Consider the following 25,473-nt stretch of genomic DNA (forward strand, 5'->3'; position numbering starts at 1 on the left):
CATGGTAGATCGACACTCCAGAATGTTCCGCCGGTTGAGATAGGCGATATCGTGGTGAACGTGACAGTGTCCGACCCGCCAGACCCGGACGGCCTCGACGCCCCCGCCATCGCCGCGGTGGCGGCGCTCGACGACGACCTCCGTCGCGGCATGTACGCCTACGCCCGGCGCGCGAGGCGGCCTGTCACACGTGACGAAGCCGCGGCGGCGGTCGGGATCTCCCGCAAGCTGGCCGCCTTCCATCTCGACAAGCTCGTGGCGGCCGGGTTGCTCAGATTCGGCTTCGCGGCGGGCCCGGTGGTGAAGGTGGGGCGCAGGCCGAAGGTCTACGAACCCGTCGACGAGGCCATCCAGGTGCAGCTTCCCGCCCGGCGGCACGAGATCCTGGCGGGCATCCTCGCCGAGGCCGTGCTCGCCGAAGGGAGCGGTGAGACAGCGCGGGAAGCGGTGTTGCGGGTCGCGGGGGAGCGCGGTTTCGCGGCGGGCGAAGAGGAACGCGCGCGAACGCGGCCGGGCAGGCTCGGCGCGGAACGCGCGCTCACCGTCGCGGAAGGGGTGCTTCGCCGCTACGGCTTCGAGCCGAGCCGGGACAGCAGGACCTGTGTCCGGCTGCGGAACTGCCCGTTCCATCCGCTGGCCGCCGAGGCCCCGGAGCTGGTCTGCGGGATCAACCAGGCCTTCCTGGCTGGTTTCCTGAACGGCGTGCGCGCCGGGAACGTGGAGGCGGCCCTCGTTCCCGGCGCGGCCGAGTGCTGTGTGGAACTACGGCAGGCGGAGTAGCCGGTCAGGCGGCGCCGGCGATCTGCCGCGTGGCGACGTTGAGCCGGTTCCAGGTGTTGATGGCGGCGATGGAAAGGACCAGGCTCGACAGCTGCGCTTCGTCGTAGTGACGGGCCGCCTCGTTCCAGACCTCGTCGTCGACCGGGTCGGTCCGGTCCGCGATCCGGGTGATGGCCTCGGCCAGCGCGAGCGCCGCCCGTTCGGCGTCGGTGAAATAGGCCGTGTCGCGCCACGCCGCCACGGTGAAGATCCGCTCGTCGGATTCGCCCGCCTTGCGCAGCTCCTTGGTGTGCATCTCCAGGCAGCCGCTGCATCCGTTGATCTGGCTCGCGCGGACGTGCATCAGGTAGTGCGTGGTCTTCGGGACACCGGTGTCGCCGGTCGACTCCGCCAGCGCGATCAAGGCCTTCAAGGTGGAGGGGTTCGCGAGGGCGGGATTCGGGATGCGGGTTTCCATATTCGTTCTCCTTCGGGGTTTCCGTCTTGCTTTCATCGCACTGACGGATCCCGGCACGGAGATGTGACCGGTTGCTGAAAGTCTTAGGCGGCCACCGACGCCCGGTCGCGGAGCGAGACCTCCAGCTTGAAGCCCTCCGGCTTGAGGGTCAGCAGCTCCTGCACCTTCAGCCGATAAGACGGGTCGCCGCGCAGCTCGTACCGGCTCAGTAGCATCCCGAGCACCAGCGTCGCCTCGTGCAGGGCGAACTGCCGCCCGATGCAGGCCCGCTCGCCGGTGCCGAAGGGTTTGTAGACGTGAGCCGGACGGGCGCGGTTGCGTTCCGGGGAGAACCGGTCCGGATCGAACGACTCGGGATCGTCTCCCCACACGGGATCACGGTGCAGCGCCGGGATGAGCACCAGCGCCCATTGTCCCTTCCGCATCGGATACTCACCGCCGACGACGGTGTCCACCTGGGCCTGGCGCGCGAAGGCCGGCGCCGTCGGCCAGAGCCGGAGCGCTTCGTCGAGGACTCGCCGGACGTAACGGAGTTTCGCGACTTCCTCGTAGGACGGGTCCGGGTTCGCGCCCCAGACCTTGTCCACTTCGGACTGTGCGCGGGCCAGGACGTCCGGATTCCTGGCTAGGTAGTACAGGGCGAACGACAGCGCGCCCGAGGTGGTCTCGTGCCCGGCCACGAGGAACGTGATGATCTGGTGCCGGATGTTGTCCTCGTCCAGCGCCTCACCGGTGCTCGGCTGCGTGGTGTTCAGCATGAGCCCGAGCAGGTCTTCGGTGCTCGTGTCGTTCCGGCGCGCCTCGATGACGTCGGCGACGACGGAGTGGAGGAACGCCAGGTCGGCTTCGTTGCGCTGGTTCGCCTTGCGGCTGAGGAGCGGGCCGATGACCGGCGGCTGGATGGCCATCCGCTGCGCGTGCCGCAGCGTGCGGACCATCGCGGCGACGAACGGATGCGGCTCGGCGCGTTCGAACGACGAGAAGCTGTAACCGAATCCGGTCCGGCCGATGGTCTCCAGCGTCAGCTTGGTCATGTCGTCCGCGACGTCGACCTCGCCACCCCTGTCCCACGTGTCCAGCAGCTGGCGGGTGATCGCCAGCATCGTCGGGTGATAACGCTGCATGGCGTTGCGGCTGAACGCGGGCGCGAGGATCTCGTGCGCGCGCCGCCAGTTCGGCTCTTCGTTGTGGGCCGTGAACAGACCGTCGCCGCCGAGTGGGCGCAGGTTCGAGATCGCGGGCGTGACGTGCTTCGCGAAGCGCTTCTCGTCGGAGAGGTCGGCGACCATCTCGGCACCGTTGACGAACACGATGCTCCGGCCGAACACCTTGCGCTCGAAGACGGGGCCCAGCTCGGCCGCGTGGCGCATCGAGTCCTGGACCGGCGTCTTCGGCGACACGCCGAGCACGTCGCCGATCAGCGGGATCCGTCGCGGGGGATGGGGGAGAGCGGTGGCCATCGAGCCCCTCCAGGTGAGCACTGCGAGCACTGTTGAACCGGTATCCAATAGCGAGCGTGGCCTGTTACTGAACTCGTGTCAAGTAAGTACGATGCCCAGATGGCGCCTAGTACCTCCGGGAAACCCCGCAGCAGGCTGAGCACCGCCGAGCGGCGGGAACAGCTGCTGCGGATCGGCGCCCGCCTCTTCGCGGAGCGGCCGTACGACGACGTGTGGATCGAGCAGGTCGCGGACATCGCCGAGGTGTCCCGGGGGCTGCTGTACCACTACTTCCCGACGAAACGGGACTTCGTCACCGAGGTCATCAAGGCGCAGGGTGAACGCCTGCTCGAGATGACCAAGTCCGATCCCACGCTCCCCGTCGCGGAGCAGCTGACCGCTGGTCTCGACGCTTACCTGCGCTACGTCGAAGCCAACGAGGACGGCTACCGGGCGCTGCACTCGGGCACGTCGATCGCCGTCGACGGCGTGCGCGAGGTCCTGGACAACAACTTCGCCGAACAGGGACGCCGGATCCTGGAGGTGCTGTGCCCGGACGGCGAGCCGCCGGAGACCCTGCGGGTGCTCGTCCGCGGATGGCTGGCCTTCGTCGTCGCGGTCTGTCTCGACTGGCTCAAGTACCGGAAGCTGACCCGGGAAGAGATCCGGGATCTGTGCGCGAAGGCGTTGCTCGACCTCGTCGACGTGCCAACATGACCTCGGCGCGCTCCTCGATCAGCTTCATCCGCGCGAGCCGCTCGCCGTCGTCGTTGTGCGCCGCGGACCGGGTGACCTGCCCGGCCCACTTCCGGTAGAACATGCCGCACGTGGAGACGAAGTAGCCGTCGGAGCTGGCGTTGGCGGCGAGGATCAGCCCGGTGTCCTCCGACGCGGGCAACGCCATCCAGCCGCCGAGTTCCAGCAGCAGCTCACGGCGGATGCACAGCGTCCCGGCCACCACCGACGACACGTAGCCGTTGCGCTGCCAGTGGCGCAGGATCGCGCCGCGTTCGATCCTTCCCTCTTCCGGGTCGCTGTCGACGCCGGCCGTGGTCCCGTCGGGAAAGAGGTCGAGCACCCGGCAGGTCGTCCAGCCGACCTCGGGATCCTCCAGTGCCGCGATGTCCCGCGCGAGCGCGCCGGGTGCCAAGAGGTCGTCGGCGTCGAGTGCCTTGATCAGCTCGCCGGTGGAGCGCGACAGGGCCAGCATCCGCGCGACCCCGGGGCCGCCCCGCCGCCCCGAGCCGGCCAGTACGCGTTCGTCCGCGGGGAGGACGCCGTCGAGCAGACCGGTCTCGCCGTCCTCCTGTACCAGCCATTCCCAGGCCCAGCCCGGCGGGAGTTCCTGCGCGGCGAGGGATTCGTACGTCTCGGCCAGGTACGGCAGGCTCGGCGGGTGGACCGGCGTGATCACGCTGACGACGCGCATGGTCAGACCGGGCGCCGAGCCGTGATCAGGAGGTGTTCCTCCGGCGGTGTCCCCGGTTCATCCGCGGTGAAGACCTCCGTATGGGTGCCGGTGACCTCCATCCCGGCCGCTTCGACTCGCCGGACGAGGTCGTCCGGGGCGAAACTGGTGACGCGGAAGGTGCGGCCGAAGAACTCCGCGGGCGCGTCCTCGGCGTCACGCGGAACGGTGACGAGCGCGAAGAGCCCGCCCGGTACCAGCCAGCGCGCGATGTCGGCGAGCACGGCTTCGGTGTCCCTGCGCGGCATCTGGAGGAACGGGAAGAAGGCGCAGACGGCCTCCCACGACTCGGGCGGCGAGGTCCAGTCACGCACGTCGGCGTGGACGAAGGTGGCGGCGGGAACCTGCTCACGCGCGAGGTCGATCATCACCGGCGACACGTCGAGCCCGGTCACCCGATGGCCCGCGGCGGAGAGCTCCTCGGCCACCGGCCTGCCGGTGCCGCTGCCGAGGTCGAGCACCCTGGATGACGGCGGCAGGCCGTCCAGCAGCTGCCGCACCGCCCTGTCGACCACCGGCGCCCGTCCGAAGACGTCTTCGTAGGCGGAACCGATGGCGTCGAACAACTCTGCCGCCGTGGCCGGACGGTCCATCGCACAGCTCCCCGGATCGAGTGGATCTTCCTCCGGCGAATCTACCGATCGACGTCCTCAAAAGCCGGACAGACCCGGGCACCTAGACTGAAGCCGACGGAGTTACTGGGGTTTGGGGTTCACGATGAGCGTGTCGAGTGACGAGTTCCACCGGATGCTGAAGTCGCTCGCCGACGTCGAGCGATCCGACGCGAAGGAGTGGGAGTCGTTCAGTGTGCGGGGGAAGCGGTTCGGCTACTACTGGCCGCGCACCCAGACCGTCGGCCTGAAGCAGACGCTCTCGGAACAGGAAGCCCTCGTGGCCGAGCGGCCGGACGTCTTCGAGGTGCAGTTCACGGCCGGGGGATTCGGCTGGGTGGTGGTGTACCTCGACGGCATCGAATCCGACGAGCTGAACGAATTGGTCTACGAGGCATGGCGGCTGTCCGCTCCCGAAGAACTGGTCGATCAGGTTCCGCCGCCCTGCTGAGGGTTACCGCATTCGGGTGTTGACGCGCGTCACTTCTTTCGCGGGGAACGTTTTCCGGGCCGTGGCGTTGTAGAGGATGTCGGTACGGATGGTGCCCCCGGGCCTCAACCTCCGCCTTCATGGAATACCGGTCCGGCCGGAGCCATGTCGTGCCATTCGCCGAGAGGCGGCCCACCGTATCGGCCTTCGCTCCCGCTTCCGCTCGCAGGTGACCCCCAGACCTTCGCTGAGCGGGAGCGGGTCTTTTTTGCCCGGCCGTTTTCGGGTTGACCCAGATCACTCGGCCCAGGGGAACAATTCGGTGTGTCGTCGCGTTATAAGAATTGTCCGCTTCCGCTCGCAGGTAACCCCCAGGCCTTCGCTGAGCGGGGGCGGACCTTTTTCGTGCATTCGAGTGTAGACGCGGGTCACACCTATTCGGGATCGGCGCCGGGGAACATTTCGACCGGTGGTGCGTTGTAGAGAGTGTCGGTACGGATGGTGCCCCCGGGCCTCACCCTTCGCCTTCACGGAATACCGGTCCGGCCGGAGCCGTGTCGAGCCACTCGCCGAGAGGCGGCCCCCGTACCGGCCACAAACTCCCGCTTCCTGCTCGCAGGAACCCCCAGCCTTCGCTGAGCGGAAGCGGGACCTTTTCTTTTCCTCGCCCGTCGCCGGTTCGGCGGCGGGCGTTTTCGTTGTCGGGTGCTTTTGAAGCGCCGGTGCTTGGGTCGTTGCCCGACCTGGATGCCGTCTCGCTCTCCGCTCGGGTGGTTGTGCGTCATGGCAGGAGAACTCGCGTTGTCCGGTTGTGGCCCGCCTTCGGAGGGGCTGAGCGGGCACGTTCATGCTCTTACCACCACCGCGGCCTCAGGATCGAGTGCGATCGCGTCGTGGCGAGTAGTGCGCGATCTGACTGGCTGGCTGCCGAGGAGCCCGTCGCCTTGATGGCTGGCGGCTTCTCGCGTTCAGTGGTGTCGCACCGGGGTTCCGCTGTTGCACGACTGTGTGGATTTCGGGACATCTGACGTCCCGAAATCCACACAGTCGTGCGTGATCGGTCCGGTCAGGCAGGAGCCTCTGAACGGCGGGACGTGGGGCCGCCGGTGGGCATGCCGAAGGGCCCGTCGCCGGTGTGGCTGGCGGGCTCCTCGACGTTCAGCGGTGATGCAGGGCATTGCGGCGGGGTTGTCGGAGCGGATCTCGATACTGGGGTGGGATGAACTCCGGTAACCCATCGGCCGCCATCCGCACTTCCCAATCACCGTGATGAATCAGCCGATGGTGGAATCCGCACAGCAGCACCAAGTTCCGGAGATCGGTGGGGCCGTCGTCTGCCCAGTGGATGATGTGGTGGGCGTGGCAATTCTTGGGTTTGCGATGACAGCCAGGGAACGCGCAGCCGCCGTCGCGGATGTTCAACGCCCGGCGTTGCCCTGGGGTGACGAATCGTCTGAGTCGTCCCACGTCGAGGGGTTCACCGGCGGCGCTCAGCACGACCGGGAGCATCAGGCAGTCGCAGGCGGCGAGTCGGGCTTCGCGGGCGGTCATCGTTCCGACGAAGTCGAGGCAGGCGGTGCCGAGGCCGGATTTGAGTTCCTCAAGCCCGATGGTGACGTTCACCAAAGTCCGATAACCGCTGGTGCCCGGCTGGTCCGGGCACGCGATCGCCAGATCCAGGAGGTCGGCCCACGCGTCGCCCATCCGCTCGCATTTCATCCGCAGATCCGCTTGGCCGAACTCGTCCACCGGCCGTGGCTGGGCATACGCCTCCAGCGCAGCGGCGGTGCGGGCACCGGTCTCGTCATCCAGCAGACCGGTCAGCTTCCAGAATCCGTCCCTGCGGCGCTCCAGCGTGATTTCCCGGCGTGGTTCCTTCGGTTCGGGGTCTTTGGGTTCGTTGCCGTCGGGGTCCAACCATCCCAGCAGGTTCGCTTCAGCCTTGGCGAGCTGGTGCGGACCGGCATTCGGGGCCAGGTCGGCCAGGATCTTCTCCGCGACCGCCCGATCCTCAACCGAGGTATCAGCAGGCAGCCTCTTCAAAATCTCCAGGATCTGATCGATCCGTTCATCCCCGACCAACCCCTCCGCCGCCACCGCAGCGGTCGCAGGCGCCACAGGAGGAACATCCGTGCCATCCAAAGCACGGGTCGGGTTCAACGCGATGGCCCGCTTCACCACTGCACCCGCTTCACCCCGCGACAGTCCCGCCATCTCCGCGAGCCAACTCGCCGTACTGCCATGCCCATATAAGTCTTTCGCGCCCCGAGACTCGACCTCCGCCAAAAACCGCCCCAAACCAGCGGTGGCCACCCGAATCACCCGCAAAGACTGCAGCACGCCATGGGCAAGCTCCAGCTTGCCGGCGCGCCACAGTTCCTGCGGCAACTCGGGGAGGAAGGTCTCGGACACCCGTCAATAATACCGCGATTTAACGAACAGATGTTCGTAATTTTGCGCTACCAGTGAAACGCGCGAACAACACTGAAGAGTGATTCGATCGAGAAGCACTGATTACCCGAAAGCAATTAGCCGACTAATTGCGCGTTCTCCACGAACCCGTAGTGTCCAGGGAGAATCCCGTGTAGATCTAGGAGCCTCGCCGCGCCGTTTGCGTTCGAGTGACCGGCCGGGTGTCAATTGCCAGGCTGGAACACCGGACCTACTCGTGCAGCAAGGAAACACCTCAAATCACGAGCAGATCCGGCGCGAGAGGGAACGCGAGCCTCACGACTCCACGAGCGTTCCATCGGTCAGCCGCACCCGCCGGTCCACCTTGATCTCCCGGAGGAACCGCTCGTCGTGGCTCACGACTACGAAAGCCCCTTGATACGCCCCCAACGCGCTCTCCAGCTGCCCGACGCTGACCAGGTCGAGGTTGTTGGTCGGCTCGTCCAGTAGCAGGAGTTGCGGCGCGGGTTCGGCGAACAGGACGCAGGCCAGGGTGGCTCGCAGGCGTTCGCCCCCGGAGAGCACGCCGACGGGAAGCTGACTTCGCGCGCCTCGGAACAGGAAGCGGGCGAGCAGCGTCATCCGTTGCGACTCGGGGAGGCTCGGGGCGAACGTGGCGAAGTTCTCGGCGATCGTCCGGTCGAGGTCCAGCAGGTCGAGTCGCTGGGAGAGGTACGCGATCCGGCCTTCGGCGCGTTTCACCACGCCGCTGTCCGGCGTGAGATCTCCCTTGAGCACCCGCAGGAGGGTCGACTTGCCGGTGCCGTTCCCGCCGGTCAGCGCGATCCGTTCGGGGCCGCGGATCGTCAGGTCGACGCCGTCGCCCGCGAAGACGTTCCGGTCGCCGTAGCGGACTTGGATGTGCTCGCCCTGGAACATCGTGCGCCCGGCGGGGACGTTGGTGCCCGGCAGGATCAGCGCGATCTTCTGGTCGTCGCGGAGTGAACGTTCGGCCTCGTCGAGGCGGTTCTTCGCTTCGCTGACCCGGGCGGCGTGCGTCTCGTTCGCCTTGCCCGCGGACTCCTGGCGTTGCGCTTCATGGTGCCGGCGAAGATCTTCGGCAGGCCGGCGTTGCCGAGGTTCCGGGCGGCGTTGCCCGCGCGGCGCGCCGCCCGCTCGCGGGCCTGTTGCATCTCCCGCTTCTCGCGTTTGACCTCTTGTTCGGCGCTGCGGACGTTGCGCTCGGCCACCTCTTGCTCGGCCTTGACCGCCGCTTCGTACTGGGTGAAGTTCCCGCCGTGGTACCGGAGATCGCCGCGGTCGAGTTCGGCGATCCGGTCCATCCGGTCGAGCAGTTCCCGGTCGTGGCTCACCAGCAGCAGGCAGCCGGACCAGTCTTCGAGCACTCCGTAGAGCTTGCGGCGCGCGTCGAGGTCGAGGTTGTTGGTCGGTTCGTCCAGCAGCAGGATGTCGGGCCGCTTCAGCAATTGCGCGGCCAGGCCGAGGGAGATGATCTGCCCGCCGCTCAACGTGCGCAGGCTCCGGTCCAGCGAGATGCCGTCGAGGCCGAGCCGGTCGAGCTGGGCGCGGGTGCGTTCCTCGATGTCCCAGTCGGTTCCGATGGTGGTGAAGTGCTCTTCGCTCGCGTCGCCGGACTCGATCGCGGTCAGCGCCGCGAGCTGCGGCGCGATGCCCAGCACCTCGGCCACGGTCAGGTCGGCGGTGAGCGGCAGCGACTGCGGCAGGTAGCCGAGGACGCCCTGGGCGGAGACGGACCCGGACGTCGGACGCAGTTCGCCGGCGATCAGCTTGAGGAGCGTGCTCTTGCCCGCCCCGTTCGGCGCGACCAGTCCGGTGCGGCCACCGGGCACGGTGAAGGACAGGTCGTCGAAGACCGGGGTGTCGTCCGGCCAGGAGAAGGACAGGGCGGACACGACGACGAAGGCGTCTGACATGGAAATGACCTCGTGAAAGACAGCGGGCGCCTCGAAGGCTGCACCGCGGTGGACGTGGCTTGAGGGGACGACAAAAAGGCCACCTCGGCGTCGACGCCGGTGGCCTGCCTACTCCGGCTCACCCGGAGATGTCGTCTTCACCTGCCACGTCTGGTCTCCACTGCTCGTTGATCAGGTCCACGTCCACGATAACAAGACCCGCCGGGACGCGGCCACCGCAATCCCGGCGGGTGACGGCGATGCCGTCAGCTCAGCCCGTTGAGACTGATCGCCCGGGCATACCAGAGCGCGCTCTGTTTCGGCGTCCGCCGCTGCGTCGCGTAATCGACGTGGACGAGCCCGAACCGCTTGCCGTACCCCTCGGCCCACTCGAAGTTGTCGAGCAGCGACCAGTAGAAGTAACCACGCAGGTCGACGCCCGCCTCGATCGCCTCGTACGCGGCGCGCAGATGCGAGTCCAGGAAGGCGATCCGGTCGGTGTCCGCGATGTCCCCGCCGATCAGCGCGTCCGGATAGGACGCGCCGTTTTCGGTGATGTACAACGGGATCGGCCGATAGTCGCGATGGACCTGGAGGAGGCACTCGGTGAGCCGCGAGGGCTGGACCTCCCAGCCGGAGTCGGTGCGGGGCGCCGCTTCGTCGGGCACGAAATGGACGTCGGGGGAGCCGAGCCAGTCGGCGCCCGCCGGTTCACTGCCGGACAGCGGGGTGCCCGCGACCTGGTAGCCGCGGTAGTAGTTGATGCCCAGCCAGTCGATCGGTGCGGCGATGGTCGCGAGGTCGCCGTCCCGCACCAGCTCACCGATGCCGAGGTGCGCCAGATCGGTCAGCAGATCCTCGGGGTAGGAGCCCCGGAGCACCGGGTCCAGGAACAGCCGGTTCTGCAGGCCGTCGATCCGGCGCGCGGCTTCGGAGTCCACAGTGGACGACGGGTCGACCGCCGACACCGGGTACAGGTTCAGCGTGATCCCCGACGACGCGGCCGGCGCGTGCCGACGCAGGACGTCCATCGCCAGTCCGTGTCCGAGCAGCAGGTGGTGCGCGGCCGCGACGGCGGCGCGGGGTTCCTGCCTGCCGGGCGCGTGGATCCCGCGCGCATAGCCCAGCATCGCGGCGCACCACGGCTCGTTGAGGGTTGACCAGCGTGGCACTCGGTCGCCCAGGCGCGCCACGACCGTTTCGGCGTACTCGGCGAACCGGAACGCGGTATCCCGTACCGCCCAGCCGCCCTCGTCTTCCAGCGACTGGGGAAGATCCCAGTGATACAGCGTGGCCCACGGCTCCACTCCGGCTTCGAGCAGCTTGTCGACGAGCCGGTCGTAGAACGCGAGACCCCGGGGATTCGGAGCGCCGCCGTCGGGCCGGATCCGCGGCCACGAAAGGGAGAAGCGGTACGCACCGAGCCCGAGCCGCCGCATGAGGTCGACGTCTTCGGCGTAGCGCCGGTAGTGATCGGCGCCCGGTTCCCCGGTGTCGCCGCCGACGACGGCGCCGGGACGGCGGGCGAAGACGTCCCAGATCGAGTCGGTCCGGCCGTCGGCGGTCGTCGCCCCTTCGACCTGGAAGGCGGCGGTGGCGGCGCCCCACACGAATCCGGGCGGGAACAGCAGCGCGGTCTTCGCCCGGACACTGTCGGGATGAGCTGACATGGTCACCCTTTCACGGCACCTTGCATGATCCCGGCCACGATCTGACGGCCGAGGAGGAGGAAGACGATGAGGATCGGGATGGTGGCCAGGGTCGTTCCGGCCAGCACCAGCGAATAGTCGACGTAATAGCCGCTCTGCAGCTTCTCCAGAGCCAGCTGGACGGTGGGGTTGCCGGCGTCCAGCACCACGAGCGGCCACAGGAAGTCGTTCCACGACGTCATGAACGTGAACATCGCCAGGATCGCCGCCGCCGGGCGGACCGCGGGCAGGCAGACGTTCCAGAAGATCCGGATCATGCTGCAGCCGTCGACCCGCGCCGCCTCGATCAGTTCGTACGGTACGGCGTCCACTGTGTACTGACGCATCCAGAAGACACCGAACGCCGTCACCAGGTTGGGCACGATCACCGACTGCAACCCGCCCGCCCAGCCGAACTCCGACATCGCCATGAACAGCGGGATGATGCCGAGCTGGGTCGGTACGGCGAGGGTGATCACGATGAACACGAACAAGCCGTTCCGCCCGCGGAACCGCAGTTTGGCGAAGGCGAACCCGGCCAGAGACGAGAACAGCACCGTGGTGAGGGTGACCGTGCCGGACACGATCAGGCTGTTCGCGAGCGCCTTCCAGAACGGCACCGTGTCGAACACCCTCGCCGCGTTGGCGAAGAAGTTCCCGCCGGGCAGGAAGGGCGGGACCCGTTCGGTGAGCATCCCGCTGTCCCGGCTGGCGACCAGGAACGACCAGTAGAACGGGAAGAGCGAGCCCAGCACGAAGATCGTGAGCACGACATAGGTCGCCCTGCGTGGTTTACCCAGCGCCGAAACGCTTCGCTTGAGTCCACTGTGGATCACTGTCATTTCTTCTTCACCGCCGTGAGCCTGCCGGTGAGGAAGAAGTTCACCAGCGCGATCAGCACGATGATCACGAACAGCACCCACGCGATCGCCGAGGCATAACCGAGTTCGTAGTTCTCGAAGGCCGTTTGGTACAGGTACAGCGTCACGGTCTGGAACTGGTTGGACGAGCCGCCGTTGTTCGACCCCGGCATGGCGTCGAACAGTTTGGGCTCGGTGAAGATCTGCAGGCCGCCGATCGTCGAGGTGATCGTGACGAAGATCAGCGTCGGCTTCAGCAAGGGGAGCGTGATGCTGAAGAACCGGCGCGTGGCACCCGCGCCGTCGATCAGCGCGGCCTCGTGCAGTTCCTTCGGGATCGCCTGCATCGCCGCGAGCACGATCAGTGCGTTGTACCCGGTCCAGCGCCAGTTCACCATGATCGCGATCGCGGCATGGCTGCTGAACCGGCCGGCCTGCCAGTCGACCGGATCCAGCCCGATCGTCTGCAGCAGGCCGTTGACCAGCCCGTACTTCGGCCCGAACAGGTTCGCGAAGATGATCCCGAGCGCCACCAGACTGGCGGCGTAGGGGAGCAGGACGCCGACACGCCAGCCGGTCGCCCCGCGCAGCCTGGCGCTGAGCAGCGCCGCCAGGAGCACCGCGATGATCAGCTGCGGAACGCTGGAGAGCAGGAAGATGCTGACCGTGTTCTCGAGCGCGTTCCAGAACTGGGTGTCGGCGAACAACTCCTTGAAGTTGTCCAACCCGATGAAGACGGGGTTGTCGTCACCCGCCTCCCAGCTGAACAGGGAGACGTACGCCGTGTAGAGCAGCGGGAACAGCCCGACGATCCCGAACACGACGAAGAACGGGGCGATGTAGAGGTACGGCGAGACCTTGACGTCCCACCGGCTCAGCCGATGGCGGAGGGTGGGCCGGGGCGACGTGCGCACCCCGGCCTTCTCCTCGTCCGGCGCGATCTTGTCGACGACGGTCATCGGTCAGCGCGTGATCTTCTTCGCGGCGTCGATCAGTTGCGCCCAGCCCTCGTCCGCGGACTTGCCCTGTTCGACGGCCTGCAGCGCCGGGCTCGACGCGTTCTCCTGGATCTGGCCGTCACCGGGGCCCTTGTACTGCGGCTTCGCGACCTTCTTCGCCTGCTCGGCGAACAGCTGGCCGATCTTGGCGCCGCCGAAGTAGGCGTCGGTCTCGCTCAGCAGCGCCTGGTCCTCCAGCGCCTTGACCTGGCTGGGGAAGGTGCCCTTCGCCTTGAACGCCTTGATCTGCTGCTCGGGCGCGGTCAGCCAGGCGGCGAGTTCGGCCGCCTCCTTCGGGTGCTTCGACTGCGTGGGCACGGTCAGATACGAGCCGCCCCAGTTCCCGCCGCCACCGGGGAAGGCCGCGGTGACCGCCCACTTGCCGGCGTTCTCGGGACCGGAGTGCTCCTCGATCACGCCGAGCATCCACGCGGGGCACACCTTCGTGGCGAACGCGCCCTGTTTGAAACCGGAGTTCCACTCGTTGCTGAACGCCGTCAGCTTGGCCGACTGTCCTTTCGCGACGGCGCCGGTCACCTTGGTCCAGGCATCCCTGATGCCCTGGTTCGATTCCAGCGTCGGCTTGTCGTCGTTGCCGATGTAGCCGGTGGGTAGCTGGTTGACCATGGCGTTGAAGTTCTGCGCGGCCGAGTCGAACCACGCCTTCCCACCGGTCTTGGAGACGTACTGGTCACCGGCGGCGAAGTAGCTGTCCCAGGTCGCGAACAGCGGCTTGACCGCTTCGGGATCGGACGGCAGCCCCGCCGCTTCGAGCATGTCCTTGCGGTAGCACATCGCCAGCGGGCCGATGTCCGTCCCGTAGCCGATGACCTTGCCGTCCTTGGTCTTCGCCGCGTCGTACTTCCAACCGAGCCAGCGGTCGGGCGACGCCTCCGGCGGGCCGATCTTGGTCAGGTCGTTGAACTTCGAGCCCTTGTCGAGAACGTTCGACAGGTGTCCTTCCTCGACGGCGGTGACGTCGGCGAGGCCGGACCCCGCGGCCAGTTTCGTGATCAGGTCCTGGTGGTACGGCCCGCCCTGACCGGTCTTACGGTGGGTGATCTTGATGTTCGGATGCAGCCGTTCGTACTCGGGGATCAGCTCCTCGTAACCGAATTCGGTGAACGTCGCCAGCGACAGTTCGACCTTCGCGTTCGGGTCCGACGCGGCGGGGGCGCCGCCGTCGTCACCGCCGCACGCCGCCAGGCCGAACGTCGTCATCGTGATACCCAGTGCCAGCACCAGGCCGTTCCGGATGCTCTTCACGGTTTTTAGCCCCTTGCGCCGATGGGTTGGTGGACTCTTTTCACGCTCTTTGTGTCCCTTGCTGGTGGGGGGTGAGGAGAAAATGGGAGCGCTCCCAGGATGCGCCGAGTCTGTCGCCAAGGTATGGCGGTGTCAAGGGCTTGTAATGAGAGTGTTTCCATCAGGGGAGCGCTCTCAGTGTCGGCGCCCGCCGAGCATTAAGCTGTCGGTGTCCGGATGGAGCTGAAGAGTGAAGGTGGCGCGGGTGGGGCCTCGACCAGAGGAAGACGGCAGGCCGACGCTGGAGGACGTCGCCGCGTCCGCCGGGGTCAGCCGGTCGACGGCGTCCCGTGCGCTGAACGACGACGGGTACGTCAGCGCGCGCTCCCGCGAGAAGGTCCAGGCCGCGGCGCGCGAACTCGGCTATTCCCCGAATCAGGCGGCCAGGTCGCTGGTCACCAGGCGGACCGGCGCGGTCGCGGTCGTGCTGTCGGAGCCGGAGGCGCGGCTGCTCGACGACCCATACCGCACCGCGGTGATGCGCGCGGGCTACCGCGAACTCGCCGACGTCGGCTGCCAGATGGTCTTGATCTTCAGTGACACCCGCGAGGATCTCGACCGCACGGTCCGGTTCCTCGACGGCGGGCACGTCGACGGCGTGCTCGTCTTCGCGCCGCACCGGACCGATCCGCTGCCCAAGGCACTGCGGCAGCTGAGGATCCCGGTGGTGTACGGCGGGCAGGCGGCCGGGCTGAAACGCGGTGTCCACGTCGTCGACTTCGACAACGAGGGCGGCGCGAAGCTCGCGGTCGCACATCTGGTCGAGGCCGGCCACCGCCGGATCGCCACGATCGCGGGCCCGCAGGACCAGAGCGCGGCGATCGACCGGCTCTCCGGCTGGCGCAAGACCCTCCTCGATGCCGGGCTCGACCCGGCGGACCTGATGGAGGAAGGCGACTTCACCCTGACCGGCGGGGCGAAGGCGATGTCGAACCTGCTCGCCCGGCGCCCCGACCTCGACGCCGTCTTCGTGGCCAGCGACATGATGGCCCTCGGCGCGCTCCGCACCCTGCATTCCGCCGGGCGGCGGATCCCGTCGGACGTCGCCGTCGTCAGCTTCGACGACAACGCGACCCTCGCGCCGGAGATGGACCCGCCGCTGACGTCGGTCCACCAGGACCCGCGCGAACAGGTGCGCGTGATGGTCGAGACCCTGCTCGCGGTGATGGACGACCGGGAGCTCAAGCCCCGCCAGCGGATCTTGCCGGTCTCGCTCACGCATCGCGCCTCCAGCTGACGCGGCACCGCTTCCGCGCCGGACGTGGCAGCCCAGCGGGCGGCGTCGCGAAAGCCACTTTCGAGACGTCAGATGTCCCGAAAGTGGCTTTCGCGACACGCCACATTCGACTCACCCCTCCGCAAGCCGGATCGCCGCGAGCCCGGCTCCGTGACCCGACTGTGACTCGGTGAGCGCTTGACCCGGCTCGTGTTATCGCTAACACTTGCGGCACTCGTCACACGGTACTGGGATTGGGAGACAGGCGATGGCGCGCGACACCACCGAGAGCAAGCAGGCCAGTCTCACCGACGTGGCCGCGCTCGCGGGTGTTTCGCATATGACGGTCTCGCGGGTCATCAACGGCACCGGGCCGGTCCGCGCCGAGACACGGGTCCGGGTCAACGCCGCCATCGAGCAGCTGGACTACCGGCCGAACTCGGTCGCCCGCGCTCTGGTCACCGGTCGTTCGGGCACGCTCGGCGTGGTCGCGCTGGAGGCCAACCTCTACGGTCCGGCCAGCACCTTGAGCGGGATCGAGCACGCCGCCCGCGAAGCCGGCTACGCGACGACCATAACCAGCATCAGCCGTCCTGGCCGGTCGTCCATCGCGGACGCGGTGGAGCGCCTGCGCCGCCAGGCCGTCGAGGGCATCGTCGTGATCGCGCCGCACGTCACGGCCGCACGCGCGCTGGAGGCTGCGCCCAGCGACGTGCCGCTCGTCGCGGTCGGCGGTGGGCAGAAGGCGCCGGTCCCGGTGATCTCGGTGGACCAGTACGACGGCGCACGGCGCGCCACCGAGCACCTGCTCGGCCTCGGCCACGAGACGGTCTGGCATGTGGCCGGGCCCGAAGACTGGCTGGAGGCGCTCGACCGCGAACGTGGCTGGCGCGAAACCCTGCAGCGGCACGGCGCACGGATCCCGCCCGTCATCCGCGGCGACTGGAGCGCGCGTTCCGGGTACGCGGCGGGGCGATCCCTCGTCGGCGAACAGGGGCTGGACGCGGTGTTCGTGGCGAACGACCAGATGGCCCTCGGTTTTCTCCGCGCCTGCACCGAAGCCGGGGTGAACGTGCCGGGGGAGATGCGGATCGTCGGTTTCGACGACGTTCCCGAGGCGGCCTACTACACGCCGCCGCTGACGACGGTGCGCCAGGACTTCGTCGAAGTCGGGAGGCGCACGTTCGACCTGCTCCGCCGCCGGATGAACGGCGGTGAGAACCGTGATCGCGACCTGGTGGTCCCCGAACTGATCGTGCGGGAGAGCACCGGTCTTTCGTAGCACCGGGAGCCGTTTCCGCGGCTCGAGGTGTGAGTGTTAACGCTAACTCAACTGATCAGTGCGGATCTAGGAGTCGATGTGGCAAGAAAACCGTGGACGGCGATCGTGGCCGGAGTGGCCGGGCTGCTCATGCTCTCCGCGTGCGGCGGTGGCGGCGGGGCGGGTGGTGGCGGCGCCCTCACCCTCGGCTTCGCCCAGGTGGGCGCGGAAAGCGGCTGGCGCACGGCGAACACGAAGTCCATCCAGGAGTCCGCGAAGGCGGCCGGGATCGAGCTGAAGTTCTCCGACGCGCAGCAGAAGCAGGAGAACCAGATCGCCGCGATCCGGTCCTACATCCAGCAGAAGGTCAAGGTGATCGCCTTCTCGCCGGTCGTGGAATCCGGCTGGGACACCGTGCTGAAGGAGGCGAAGACGGCGAACATCCCGGTGATCCTGACCGACCGGGCCGTCGACTCGCCGGACAAGTCGCTGTACAAGACCTTCCTCGGCTCGGACTTCGTCGCCGAGGGCAAGAAGGCGGGCGAGTGGCTGGCCAAGGAGTTCGGCTCCGCGGCGGGCGACGTCAGCATCGTGGAACTGCAGGGCACCACCGGTTCGGCGCCGGCGAACGACCGCAAGAAGGGTTTCGCGGACGTCATCGCCTCGAACCCGAAGTTCAAGGTCGTCGCGTCGCAGACCGGTGAGTTCACCCGGGCCAAGGGCAAGGAGGTCATGGAGGCCTTCCTGAAGTCCCAGCCCAAGATCGACGTGCTGTACGCGCACAACGACGACATGGCCCTCGGCGCCATCGAAGCGATCGAGGCGGCCGGGAAGGTACCCGGCAAGGACATCAAGATCGTCTCGGTCGACGGTGTCCGCGACGCCCTGCAGGCCTTGGCCGACGGCAAGATCAACCACGTCGTCGAATGCAACCCGCTGCTCGGCCCGCAGCTGATGGAGCTGGTGAAGAAGGTCGCCGCCGGTGAGCAGGTGCCCCCGCGCATCGAGACCACCGAGACCGAATTCGACCAGGCCGCCGCGAAGGCCGCCCTGCCGCAACGCCAGTACTGATCCGGACCCGCGTCCCCCCGAGAACAAGGTCAGCGATGACAGAACCCCCTGCGATTCTGCGGATGAGCCATATCCGGAAGGAATTCCCCGGCGTGGTCGCCCTCGACGACGTCTCCTTCCGGATGTTCCCCGGCGAAGTGCACGCACTGATGGGCGAGAACGGCGCCGGCAAGTCCACCCTGATCAAGGTGCTCACCGGCGTGTACGGGGTGGACGCGGGCACGATCGAACTCGACGGCTCCCCGGTCGCGTTCAGCGGCCCGGGAGAAGCACAGCGCTCCGGCGTGAGCACCGTCTATCAGGAAGTGAACCTCTGCCCGAACCTGTCGGTGGCGGAGAACATCTGCCTCGGCAAGGAGCCGCGGCGGCGCGGCCGCATCGACTGGCGTGAGACGCGCCGCCGGGCGGCCGCGCTGCTGGCCAGGCTGGACGTCGAGGTGGACGTTTCGGCCGAGCTGAGCAGCTGCTCGATCGCGGTGCAGCAACTGGTCGCGATCGCCAGGGCGCTCGACGTCGACGCCCGTGTGCTCGTGCTCGACGAACCTACGTCCAGTTTGGACGCCGGGGAGGTCGAGCAACTGCTGAACGTGGTGCGTTCGTTGCGGGACCAGGGGATGGCGATCCTGTTCGTCTCCCATTTCATCGAGCAGGTCTTCGCCGTCGCCGACCGGATGACGGTGCTGCGCAACGGGAAGCTGATCGGCGAGTACCGCACCGAGGAGATCACCCCGGTCGACCTGGTCACCAGGATGATCGGCAAGGAACTCGAAGCACTCGAAGACATCGAGGACGCGGGCCACAGCCGGTCCGACCTCGCCGGAGCGCCGGTGTTCCTCGAAGCCGGTGACGTCGGCCGCAAGGGCGGTGTCGCGCCGTTCTCGCTCGACATCCGGGCGGGCGAGGTCGTCGGCCTCGCGGGGTTGCTCGGTTCGGGCCGCACCGAACTGGCGCGGCTGCTGTTCGGCGCCGATCACGCGGACAGCGGATCCGTGCGGATCGACGGTGCGCCGGTGTCGCTGAAGACGCCGCGTACCGGGCTCGACCACCGCATCGCGTTCTGCTCGGAGAACCGCAAGACCGAGGGGCTCGTCGAAGAGCTCACCGTGCGGGAGAACATCGTGCTCGCGCTGCAGGCTTCACGGGGCTGGGCACGGCCGATCCCGCGGAAGCGGCAGGAAGAGATCGCCGAGCGCTACATCGAAATGCTCGACATCCGGCCCGCGAACGCGGAGGCGAAGGTCGGTGACCTGAGCGGTGGCAACCAGCAGAAGGTGCTGCTGGCGAGGTGGCTCATCACCGAACCCCGGCTGCTGATCCTCGACGAGCCGACGCGCGGTATCGACATCGGGGCCAAGACCGAGATCCAGCGGCTGGTCGCCCGGCTTTCGAGTGAGGGGATGGCCGTCGTGTTCATCTCCGCAGAACTCGAGGAGGTGCTGCGATTGAGCCACCGGGTCGTCGTGCTGCGCGACCGCGCGGTGGTCGCCGTACTGGACAACGAATCGCTGACCGCGGACCGCGTCATGGCGACGATGGCCGAAGGAGTCGCACGATGACCAAGCATCGTCTGTTCTGGCCTGTCGTCGCGTTGCTGGCGCTGCTGCTCGGCGACCTCATCGTCCATCCGGCGTTCTTCGCGATCGAGTTCCGCGATGGGCATCTCTACGGCAACCTGATCGACATCCTCAAGAACGGCGCCCCGCTGATCCTCATCGCGATCGGCATGACGCTGGTGGTGGCGACGCGGGGGATCGACCTCTCCGTCGGCGCGGTCGTGGCGATCAGCGGCGCGCTCGCCTGCCTGCACATCAGCGGGCTCGGTGATCAGAACAGCCTCGGCGGGACGCTCGCCGCGGTCGGGATGGCCTTGGGGCTGGCGCTCGCCCTCGGGGTGTGGAACGGCTGGCTCGTGGCGGTGCTGGGTATCCAGCCGATCATCGCGACGCTGATCCTGATGGTCGCGGGCCGCGGTATCGCCCAGCTGATCACCGGCGGCCAGATCATCACCGTCAATTCGCATCCCTACGAGTGGATCGGCAGCGGGTTCACCTTCGGCCTGCCCAGCGCGATCCTCATCGCGCTCGCGGTGTTCGCCATCGCCGCGGTGCTGGTGCGCCGGTCGGCGCTGGGGCTGCTGGTCGAATCGGTGGGCGGGAACCCGGAGGCGGGCAGGCTCGCCGGGCTCCGCTCGGCACGGCTGATCTGGCTCACCTACGTCTTCTGCGCGCTCTGCGCCGGCATCGCCGGGCTGATGATCAGCGCGAACGTGCACAGCGCCGACGGAAACAACGCCGGGCAGTTCATCGAACTGGACGCGATCCTCGCCGTCGTCATCGGCGGGACGCTGCTGACCGGCGGCCGGTTCTCGCTCACCGGCTCGGTGATCGGCGCGCTGCTCATCCAGACGCTGACGACCACCGTCTACGCGCTCGGGATCGCACCGCAGGCGATCATGCTGTTCAAGGCCGTCGTCGTGCTGGCGGTCTGCCTGCTGCAGTCGCCGGTGTTCCGCAAGAAGCTCGCCCGGCGGCGAAAGACGGCACCGCCGCCCACCGCCGTCGTGCCGGAGAAGGTGGAGGCCGGGGTATGACCACACTCGACCGCATCAAGGGCTATCGGCCTCGGCAGCGGCACCTGCCGATCCTCGCGACGATGGCGATGCTCGTCGCCGCGTACCTCTACGGCGCGTCGAGCTACACGGCGTTCGGCTCCGGGCAGGTCGTGCTCGACCTGTTCATCAACAACGCGTTCCTGCTGGTGGTCGCCGTCGGGATGACGTTCGTGATCCTCACCGGCGGGATCGACCTGTCCGTGGGTTCGGTCGTGGCGCTGTCCACTGTGGTCTCCGCCGACCTGCTGCAGAACCAGGGCTGGCCGGTTTTCGCGGTGATCCCCGCGGTACTGGCGATCGGCGCGGCGCTGGGCTTCGGGATGGGCGTGCTGATCCAGGTCTTCGAGATCCAGCCGTTCATCGCGACGCTCATCGGGATGTTCTTCGCCAGGGGGCTCTGTTACACGATCAGCACCCAGGCGTACTCGATCGACGACCCGACGGTCGCGAGCCTCGCGCAGACGCAGATCCCGCTCGGCGGGGAACTGCACATCTCGATCGGCGTGGTCGTCGCATTGGTCGTGGTCGCGGCCGCCGCGTACGTCCTGTACGGAACGCGGTTCGGCCGGACGGTGTACGCGATCGGCGGGAATCCGAAGTCGGCGCTGCTCATGGGGCTGAACGTCGGCCGCACGCGGATCTCGGTCTACACGCTGAGCGGGTTCTGCTCGGCGCTCGGCGGCCTGCTCCTGGTGCTGTACAAGTCTTCCGGCGATCCGCTCAACGGTGTCGGGCTGGAACTGACCGCGATCGCGGCCGTCGTCATCGGCGGCACGCTGCTCACCGGCGGTTCCGGCTACGTCCTCGGAACGGTGCTCGGGATCATGGTGCTGGGCATCATCCAGACCCTGATCACCTTCGACGGCACGCTGAACTCGTGGTGGACCTCGATCATCACCGGCGCGCTGCTGTTCGCCTTCATCGTCCTGCAACGCCTCGTGGGCAGGCGGACCACGTGACTCGCGTGATCGGAGCCGGATCGCCTCCAATCACGTGAGTTACGCCTTCAATCACGAGAGTTACGGCTTCAAACACGCGTGATCGTGGTTTCCAACCAGAAATGTGAACGCTAACAATGCGGGAGAAGAAGTGAGTACAGGGGAGCCGCTGGTCGTCGGCGTCGACTTCGGGACGCTGTCCGGCCGGGCCGTCGTGGTCCGCGTCCGTGACGGCGCGGAACTGGGCAGCGCGGTTTCGGAATACCGCCACGGCGTGATCGACCGGATCCTGCCCGAGACCGGGCACGGCCTGCCGCCGGACTGGGCGCTACAGGTGCCGTCGGACTACGTCGACGTCCTCCGCACCGCCGTGCCGGAAGCCATCCGCTCCGCCGGGGCGGACCCCGCCGACGTGATCGGCATCGGCACCGACTTCACCGCCTGCACGATGGTGCCGACCACCGCCGAGGGCACGCCGCTGTGCGAGCTGCCCGAGTTCACCGGGAATCCGCACGCCTACGTGAAGCTGTGGCGGCACCATTCCGCGCAGCCGCAGGCCGACCGGATCAACGCGCTGGCGCGCAAGCGTGGCGAGTCCTGGCTTCCGCGCTATGGCGGGCTGATCTCTTCGGAGTGGGAGTTCGCCAAGGCGCTGGAGGTCTTCGAAGAGGCGCCTGAGGTCTACGACCGGATGCGGCACTGGGTCGAACTCGCCGACTGGATCGTCTGGCAGCTCACCGGGACCTACGTCCGCAACGCGTGCACCGCCGGGTACAAGGGCATTCTCCAGGACGGCCACTACCCGAGCACGGAGTTCCTGGAGGAGCTCGCGCCCGGCTTCGGATCCTTTGTGGACGACAAGCTCGTGCATCCGCTGGGCGCTCTCGGTGCCAAGGCGGGAAGCCTGAGCGCCCAGGCGGCGGAATGGACCGGGCTGCCGGAAGGGATCGCGGTCGCCGTCGGCAACGTCGACGCGCATGTCACCGCGCCCGCCGTCCAGGCCGTGGAGCCGGGCCAGATGGTCGCGATCATGGGCACCTCCACCTGTCACGTGATGAACGGCGCCGAACTGCGCGAGGTGCCGGGGATGTGCGGCGTCGTCGACGGCGGGATCGTCTCCGGGCAGTGGGGCTACGAGGCGGGCCAAAGCGGAGTCGGCGACATCTTCGGGTGGTTCGTCGAACACGGCGTTCCGGCGTCCTATGTAGACGACGCCAGGGAAGCGGGGATCTCCGTCCACGAACTGCTCACCCGACTCGCCGCGACGCAGGAGATCGGCGAGCACGGACTCGTCGCGCTCGACTGGCACAGCGGGAACCGGTCGGTGCTGGTCGACCACGAACTGTCCGGCGTCGTCGTCGGGCAGACCCTCGCGACCCGCGCCGAGGACACCTATCGCGCGCTTCTGGAAGCGACCGCGTTCGGCACCAGGACCATCATCGAGACCTTCGACCGCGCCGGGGTCCCGGTCACCGAGCTGATCGTCGCCGGCGGCCTGGTCAAGAACCCGCTGCTGATGCAGATCTACGCCGACGTCACGAACCTGCCGCTTTCCGTGGCGGGCTCGGCGCAGAGTCCCGCGCTGGGCTCCGCGATCCACGCCGCCGTCGCCGCCGGCGCGCATCCGGACGTCCCGGCCGCCGCGCTCGCGATGGGCTCGGTCCGCCGCTCGGTCCACCGGCCGATCCCCGAGAACGTCGAGGCCTACGACGACCTTTACGCCGAATACGCCGCGCTGCACGACTACTTCGGCCGCGGGACCAACGACGTCATGCACCGGCTCGCCGCCCGCCGCCGTGCCGCCAGGAAAGGACAGCACCGATGAGCCTCGCCGTGGAGATCACGGACACCTTCGAAGAATTGCGGGACACCGTCGCGCGGCTGCACAGCGAGCTGACCCGGTACGAACTGGTCATCTGGACCGCGGGCAACGTGTCGGCGCGGGTCCCCGGGCACGACCTGATGGTGATCAAACCGTCCGGGGTGTCCTACGACGAGCTGAGTGCCGACACGATGGTCGTCACCGACCTGTACGGCGAAGTCGTCCAGGGTGACCTGGCGCCGTCTTCGGACACGGCCGCGCACGCCTACGTCTACCGGCACATGCCGGAGGTCGGCGGCGTTGTCCACACGCATTCGACCTACGCCACTGCCTGGGCGGCGCGCGGGGAGCCCATCCCATGCGTGCTCACGATGATCGCGGACGAGTTCGGCGGCGAGATCCCCGTCGGGCCGTTCGCGCTGATCGGCGACGACTCGATCGGCCGGGGCATCGTCGAGACGCTGCGGTCCAGCCGCTCGCCCGCGGTGCTCATGCGCAACCACGGCCCGTTCACCGTCGGCCGCACCGCACGGGACGCGGTCAAGGCCGCGGTGATGGTCGAGGACGTCGCGAAGACGGTCCACATCGCTTCCGCGCTGGGAACGCCGGAGCCACTGTCCGAACAGGACGTGGACCGGCTCTACGCGCGCTACCAGAACGTCTACGGCCAGCAGGGAGAGAAGTGAGCACACAGCGGAAGACCGAGGTCTGGTTCCTCACCGGGAGCCAGGCGCTGTACGGCGAGGAAACCCTCGAACAGGTCGCGGGCCAGTCGTTGCAGATCCAGCGGATGCTGGCCGACACCGGCCGGATCTCGGCCGGGATCGTCGCGAAGCCGGTGCTGACCGAGCCGTCGGCGATCCGGCGCGTGATGCTCGAGGCGAACGCGGACGACGCCTGTGTCGGCGTGATCGCGTGGATGCACACGTTCTCGCCGGCGAAGATGTGGATCTCCGGCCTCGACGCGCTGCGGAAACCCTTGCTGCATCTGCACACCCAGCTCAACGAGGCACTGCCGTGGCAGTCCATCGACATGGACTTCATGAACCTGAACCAGGCCGCGCACGGCGACCGCGAGTTCGGCTACATCCAGACCCGGCTCGGGGTGCCGCGCAAGACCATCGCGGGACACGCGGCGGATCCGTCGGTCGCCGACCGGATCGACGCCTGGGTCCGCGCCGCGGTCGGCCGCCAGACGATCGGCTCGCTCAAACTCGCGCGGTTCGGTGACAACATGCGCGACGTCGCGGTCACCGACGGGGACAAGGTCGAGGCGGAGCTGAAGTTCGGTGTCTCGGTGAACACCTACGGCGTCAACGAACTCGTCGCGCTGGTCGACGCGGTGCCCGACACCGAGGTCGACACGCTCGTCGAGGAATACGCCGACACGTACGCGCTCGCGCCGGAGCTCGCCAAGGCGGGGGAGCGGCACGAGTCGCTGCGGTACGCCGCCCGGATCGAGAAGGGGCTTCGCACGTTCCTGACGGACGGCGGTTTCGGCGCGTTCACCACGAACTTCGAGGATCTCGGCGGCCTGCGGCAGCTCCCGGGTCTCGCGGTGCAGCGGCTGATGGCCGACGGCTACGGCTTCGGCGGCGAGGGGGACTGGAAGACGTCCGCCCTGCTGACCGCGGTGAAGGCGATGGGCCGCGACTCCGAACGCGGAACGTCCTTTATGGAGGACTACACCTACCACTTCGGGCCCGGTGAACCGAAGATCCTCGGCGCGCACATGCTCGAGGTCTGCCCGAGCATCGCCGCCGCCAAGCCTTCGTGCGAGATCCACCCGCTCGGGATCGGTGGCCGCGAAGATCCCGTCCGGCTGGTGTTCGACGCCGCCGCCGGTGACGCCGTCGTGATCGGCCTCGCCGACCTCGGCGACCGGTTCCGCCTGGTGGCCAACGATGTCGAGGTCGTCGCGCCGGACGAACCGCTGCCGAACCTGCCGGTCGCGCGTGCGGTCTGGAAGCCGGCGCCGTCGCTGGCGACGTCCGCCGAAGCGTGGATCACCGCGGGCGGGCCGCACCACACGGTGCTCACGCAGGCCGTCGGCGCCGAATCGATCCGGGATTTCGCCACCATGCTCGACGTCGAACTGCTGGTGATCGACCAGGCCACGACCCCTGCCTCGATCGCCGACCGGATGCGCTGGAACCAGGCCTACTACCGGCTCGCACAAGGATTCTGATCGGT

General features: G+C 68.0%; 21 protein-coding genes and 1 pseudogene. 12 read left to right on the top strand and 10 right to left on the bottom strand.

The annotated features are described in order from the left end of the window. Window positions 1–54 precede the first annotated feature (54 nt). The gene (locus tag H4W30_RS07895; protein WP_192742486.1) at window positions 55–780 is read left to right on the top strand and encodes a helix-turn-helix transcriptional regulator; all 726 of its coding nucleotides are present in this window, start codon (window positions 55–57) and stop codon (window positions 778–780) included. 4 nt (window positions 781–784) lie between these two features. On the opposite strand, the gene H4W30_RS07900 is transcribed toward H4W30_RS07895, so the two are convergent. Next, the gene (locus H4W30_RS07900) at window positions 785–1,237 is read right to left on the bottom strand and encodes a carboxymuconolactone decarboxylase family protein (RefSeq protein ID WP_192742162.1); all 453 of its coding nucleotides are present in this window, start codon (window positions 1,235–1,237) and stop codon (window positions 785–787) included. 83 nt (window positions 1,238–1,320) lie between these two features. Further along, window positions 1,321–2,697 carry a cytochrome P450 gene (locus tag H4W30_RS07905; protein WP_192742163.1) on the bottom strand — a complete coding sequence of 459 codons (1,377 nt, stop codon included), beginning with the start codon at window positions 2,695–2,697 and terminating at the stop codon, window positions 1,321–1,323. 99 nt (window positions 2,698–2,796) lie between these two features. On the opposite strand from H4W30_RS07905, the gene H4W30_RS07910 reads away from it, so the two are divergent. After that, on the top strand, window positions 2,797–3,393 hold the full coding sequence (locus tag H4W30_RS07910; protein WP_192742164.1) for a TetR/AcrR family transcriptional regulator: 597 nt from the start codon (window positions 2,797–2,799) through the stop codon (window positions 3,391–3,393). On the opposite strand, the gene H4W30_RS07915 is transcribed toward H4W30_RS07910, so the two are convergent. Together H4W30_RS07915 and H4W30_RS07920 are read right to left on the bottom strand one after the other, a co-directional pair. Further along, window positions 3,311–4,105 (bottom strand): glycosyltransferase family 2 protein, encoded by a 795-nt coding sequence (locus H4W30_RS07915; RefSeq protein ID WP_192742165.1) that lies wholly within the window; start codon window positions 4,103–4,105, stop codon window positions 3,311–3,313. The two genes, H4W30_RS07910 and H4W30_RS07915, sit on opposite strands and share 83 nt — an antisense overlap. A 2-nt stretch (window positions 4,106–4,107) precedes the next feature. Further along, entirely contained in the window at window positions 4,108–4,737 is a 630-nt protein-coding gene (locus H4W30_RS07920; RefSeq protein WP_192742166.1) for a class I SAM-dependent DNA methyltransferase, read from the bottom strand. Window positions 4,738–4,861: 124 nt separating this feature from the next. On the opposite strand from H4W30_RS07920, the gene H4W30_RS07925 reads away from it, so the two are divergent. Then, window positions 4,862–5,206, top strand: coding sequence for an MmcQ/YjbR family DNA-binding protein (locus H4W30_RS07925; protein WP_125683301.1), 345 nt, complete (start codon window positions 4,862–4,864; stop codon window positions 5,204–5,206). 1,137 nt (window positions 5,207–6,343) lie between these two features. On the opposite strand, the gene H4W30_RS07930 is transcribed toward H4W30_RS07925, so the two are convergent. The 6 genes and pseudogenes from H4W30_RS07930 to H4W30_RS07955 all read right to left on the bottom strand — a co-directional run bounded on the left by H4W30_RS07930 (window position 6,344) and on the right by H4W30_RS07955 (window position 14,322). Further along, complete coding sequence (locus H4W30_RS07930) at window positions 6,344–7,597, bottom strand: HNH endonuclease signature motif containing protein (RefSeq protein ID WP_192742167.1); 1,254 nt, start codon at window positions 7,595–7,597, stop codon at window positions 6,344–6,346. A gap of 315 nt (window positions 7,598–7,912) precedes the next feature. Beyond that, window positions 7,913–9,531, bottom strand: a pseudogene (gene abc-f / locus H4W30_RS07935) (ribosomal protection-like ABC-F family protein). 245 nt (window positions 9,532–9,776) lie between these two features. After that, entirely contained in the window at window positions 9,777–11,180 is a 1,404-nt protein-coding gene (locus H4W30_RS07940) for a GH1 family beta-glucosidase (RefSeq protein ID WP_192742487.1), read from the bottom strand. A 2-nt stretch (window positions 11,181–11,182) separates the two neighbouring features. After that, window positions 11,183–12,040, bottom strand: a complete 858-nt coding sequence (locus H4W30_RS07945) for a carbohydrate ABC transporter permease (RefSeq protein ID WP_192742168.1) — start codon at window positions 12,038–12,040, stop codon at window positions 11,183–11,185. After that, window positions 12,037–13,017 (bottom strand): carbohydrate ABC transporter permease, encoded by a 981-nt coding sequence (locus H4W30_RS07950; RefSeq protein ID WP_192742169.1) that lies wholly within the window; start codon window positions 13,015–13,017, stop codon window positions 12,037–12,039. The genes H4W30_RS07945 and H4W30_RS07950 overlap by 4 nt, the downstream gene beginning before the upstream one ends. A gap of 3 nt (window positions 13,018–13,020) precedes the next feature. After that, complete coding sequence (locus tag H4W30_RS07955; protein WP_192742170.1) at window positions 13,021–14,322, bottom strand: ABC transporter substrate-binding protein; 1,302 nt, start codon at window positions 14,320–14,322, stop codon at window positions 13,021–13,023. A 229-nt stretch (window positions 14,323–14,551) separates the two neighbouring features. Here H4W30_RS07955 and H4W30_RS07960 point away from each other — a divergent pair, with 229 nt between their 5' ends. The 9 genes from H4W30_RS07960 to araA all read left to right on the top strand — a co-directional run bounded on the left by H4W30_RS07960 (window position 14,552) and on the right by araA (window position 25,468). Further along, complete coding sequence (locus H4W30_RS07960; protein WP_192742171.1) at window positions 14,552–15,598, top strand: LacI family DNA-binding transcriptional regulator; 1,047 nt, start codon at window positions 14,552–14,554, stop codon at window positions 15,596–15,598. 247 nt (window positions 15,599–15,845) lie between these two features. Then, the gene (locus H4W30_RS07965; protein WP_192742172.1) at window positions 15,846–16,859 is read left to right on the top strand and encodes a LacI family DNA-binding transcriptional regulator; all 1,014 of its coding nucleotides are present in this window, start codon (window positions 15,846–15,848) and stop codon (window positions 16,857–16,859) included. 129 nt (window positions 16,860–16,988) lie between these two features. Continuing rightward, window positions 16,989–17,909, top strand: coding sequence for an ABC transporter substrate-binding protein (locus H4W30_RS07970; protein ID WP_192742488.1), 921 nt, complete (start codon window positions 16,989–16,991; stop codon window positions 17,907–17,909). 35 nt (window positions 17,910–17,944) lie between these two features. Beyond that, the gene (locus H4W30_RS07975; RefSeq protein WP_192742173.1) at window positions 17,945–19,465 is read left to right on the top strand and encodes a sugar ABC transporter ATP-binding protein; all 1,521 of its coding nucleotides are present in this window, start codon (window positions 17,945–17,947) and stop codon (window positions 19,463–19,465) included. After that, entirely contained in the window at window positions 19,462–20,499 is a 1,038-nt protein-coding gene (locus H4W30_RS07980) for an ABC transporter permease (RefSeq protein ID WP_192742174.1), read from the top strand. Before H4W30_RS07975 ends, H4W30_RS07980 begins: the two co-directional genes overlap by 4 nt. Then, the gene (gene yjfF, locus H4W30_RS07985; protein ID WP_192742175.1) at window positions 20,496–21,479 is read left to right on the top strand and encodes a galactofuranose ABC transporter, permease protein YjfF; all 984 of its coding nucleotides are present in this window, start codon (window positions 20,496–20,498) and stop codon (window positions 21,477–21,479) included. Before H4W30_RS07980 ends, yjfF begins: the two co-directional genes overlap by 4 nt. A gap of 130 nt (window positions 21,480–21,609) precedes the next feature. Continuing rightward, window positions 21,610–23,283, top strand: coding sequence for a ribulokinase (araB, locus tag H4W30_RS07990; RefSeq protein ID WP_192742176.1), 1,674 nt, complete (start codon window positions 21,610–21,612; stop codon window positions 23,281–23,283). Next, a complete protein-coding gene (locus H4W30_RS07995; RefSeq protein WP_192742177.1) occupies window positions 23,280–23,966 on the top strand; it encodes an L-ribulose-5-phosphate 4-epimerase in 687 nt (228 codons plus the stop codon). The genes araB and H4W30_RS07995 overlap by 4 nt, the downstream gene beginning before the upstream one ends. Then, on the top strand, window positions 23,963–25,468 hold the full coding sequence (gene araA, locus H4W30_RS08000; RefSeq protein ID WP_192742178.1) for an L-arabinose isomerase: 1,506 nt from the start codon (window positions 23,963–23,965) through the stop codon (window positions 25,466–25,468). The genes H4W30_RS07995 and araA overlap by 4 nt, the downstream gene beginning before the upstream one ends. The last annotated feature ends 5 nt before the right edge of the window (window positions 25,469–25,473 follow it).

It is taken from the genome of Amycolatopsis roodepoortensis (genome assembly GCF_014873915.1).
GTDB classification, from domain to species: domain Bacteria; phylum Actinomycetota; class Actinomycetes; order Mycobacteriales; family Pseudonocardiaceae; genus Amycolatopsis; species Amycolatopsis roodepoortensis.

Excerpts from the sequence above, each read along its gene's own strand:
- H4W30_RS07900 (WP_192742162.1), bottom strand. The coding sequence starts at position 1,237 with ATGGAAACCCGCATCCCGAATCCCGCCCTCGCGAACCCCTCCACCTTG.
- H4W30_RS07905 (WP_192742163.1), bottom strand. The coding sequence starts at position 2,697 with ATGGCCACCGCTCTCCCCCATCCCCCGCGACGGATCCCGCTGATCGGC.
- H4W30_RS07910 (WP_192742164.1), top strand. The coding sequence starts at position 2,797 with ATGGCGCCTAGTACCTCCGGGAAACCCCGCAGCAGGCTGAGCACCGCC.
- H4W30_RS07915 (WP_192742165.1), bottom strand. The coding sequence starts at position 4,105 with ATGCGCGTCGTCAGCGTGATCACGCCGGTCCACCCGCCGAGCCTGCCG.
- H4W30_RS07920 (WP_192742166.1), bottom strand. The coding sequence starts at position 4,737 with ATGGACCGTCCGGCCACGGCGGCAGAGTTGTTCGACGCCATCGGTTCC.
- H4W30_RS07925 (WP_125683301.1), top strand. The coding sequence starts at position 4,862 with ATGAGCGTGTCGAGTGACGAGTTCCACCGGATGCTGAAGTCGCTCGCC.
- H4W30_RS07940 (WP_192742487.1), bottom strand. The coding sequence starts at position 11,180 with ATGTCAGCTCATCCCGACAGTGTCCGGGCGAAGACCGCGCTGCTGTTC.
- H4W30_RS07945 (WP_192742168.1), bottom strand. The coding sequence starts at position 12,040 with ATGACAGTGATCCACAGTGGACTCAAGCGAAGCGTTTCGGCGCTGGGT.
- H4W30_RS07950 (WP_192742169.1), bottom strand. The coding sequence starts at position 13,017 with ATGACCGTCGTCGACAAGATCGCGCCGGACGAGGAGAAGGCCGGGGTG.
- H4W30_RS07965 (WP_192742172.1), top strand. The coding sequence starts at position 15,846 with ATGGCGCGCGACACCACCGAGAGCAAGCAGGCCAGTCTCACCGACGTG.
- H4W30_RS07970 (WP_192742488.1), top strand. The coding sequence starts at position 16,989 with ATGCTCTCCGCGTGCGGCGGTGGCGGCGGGGCGGGTGGTGGCGGCGCC.
- H4W30_RS07975 (WP_192742173.1), top strand. The coding sequence starts at position 17,945 with ATGACAGAACCCCCTGCGATTCTGCGGATGAGCCATATCCGGAAGGAA.
- H4W30_RS07980 (WP_192742174.1), top strand. The coding sequence starts at position 19,462 with ATGACCAAGCATCGTCTGTTCTGGCCTGTCGTCGCGTTGCTGGCGCTG.
- yjfF (WP_192742175.1), top strand. The coding sequence starts at position 20,496 with ATGACCACACTCGACCGCATCAAGGGCTATCGGCCTCGGCAGCGGCAC.
- H4W30_RS07995 (WP_192742177.1), top strand. The coding sequence starts at position 23,280 with ATGAGCCTCGCCGTGGAGATCACGGACACCTTCGAAGAATTGCGGGAC.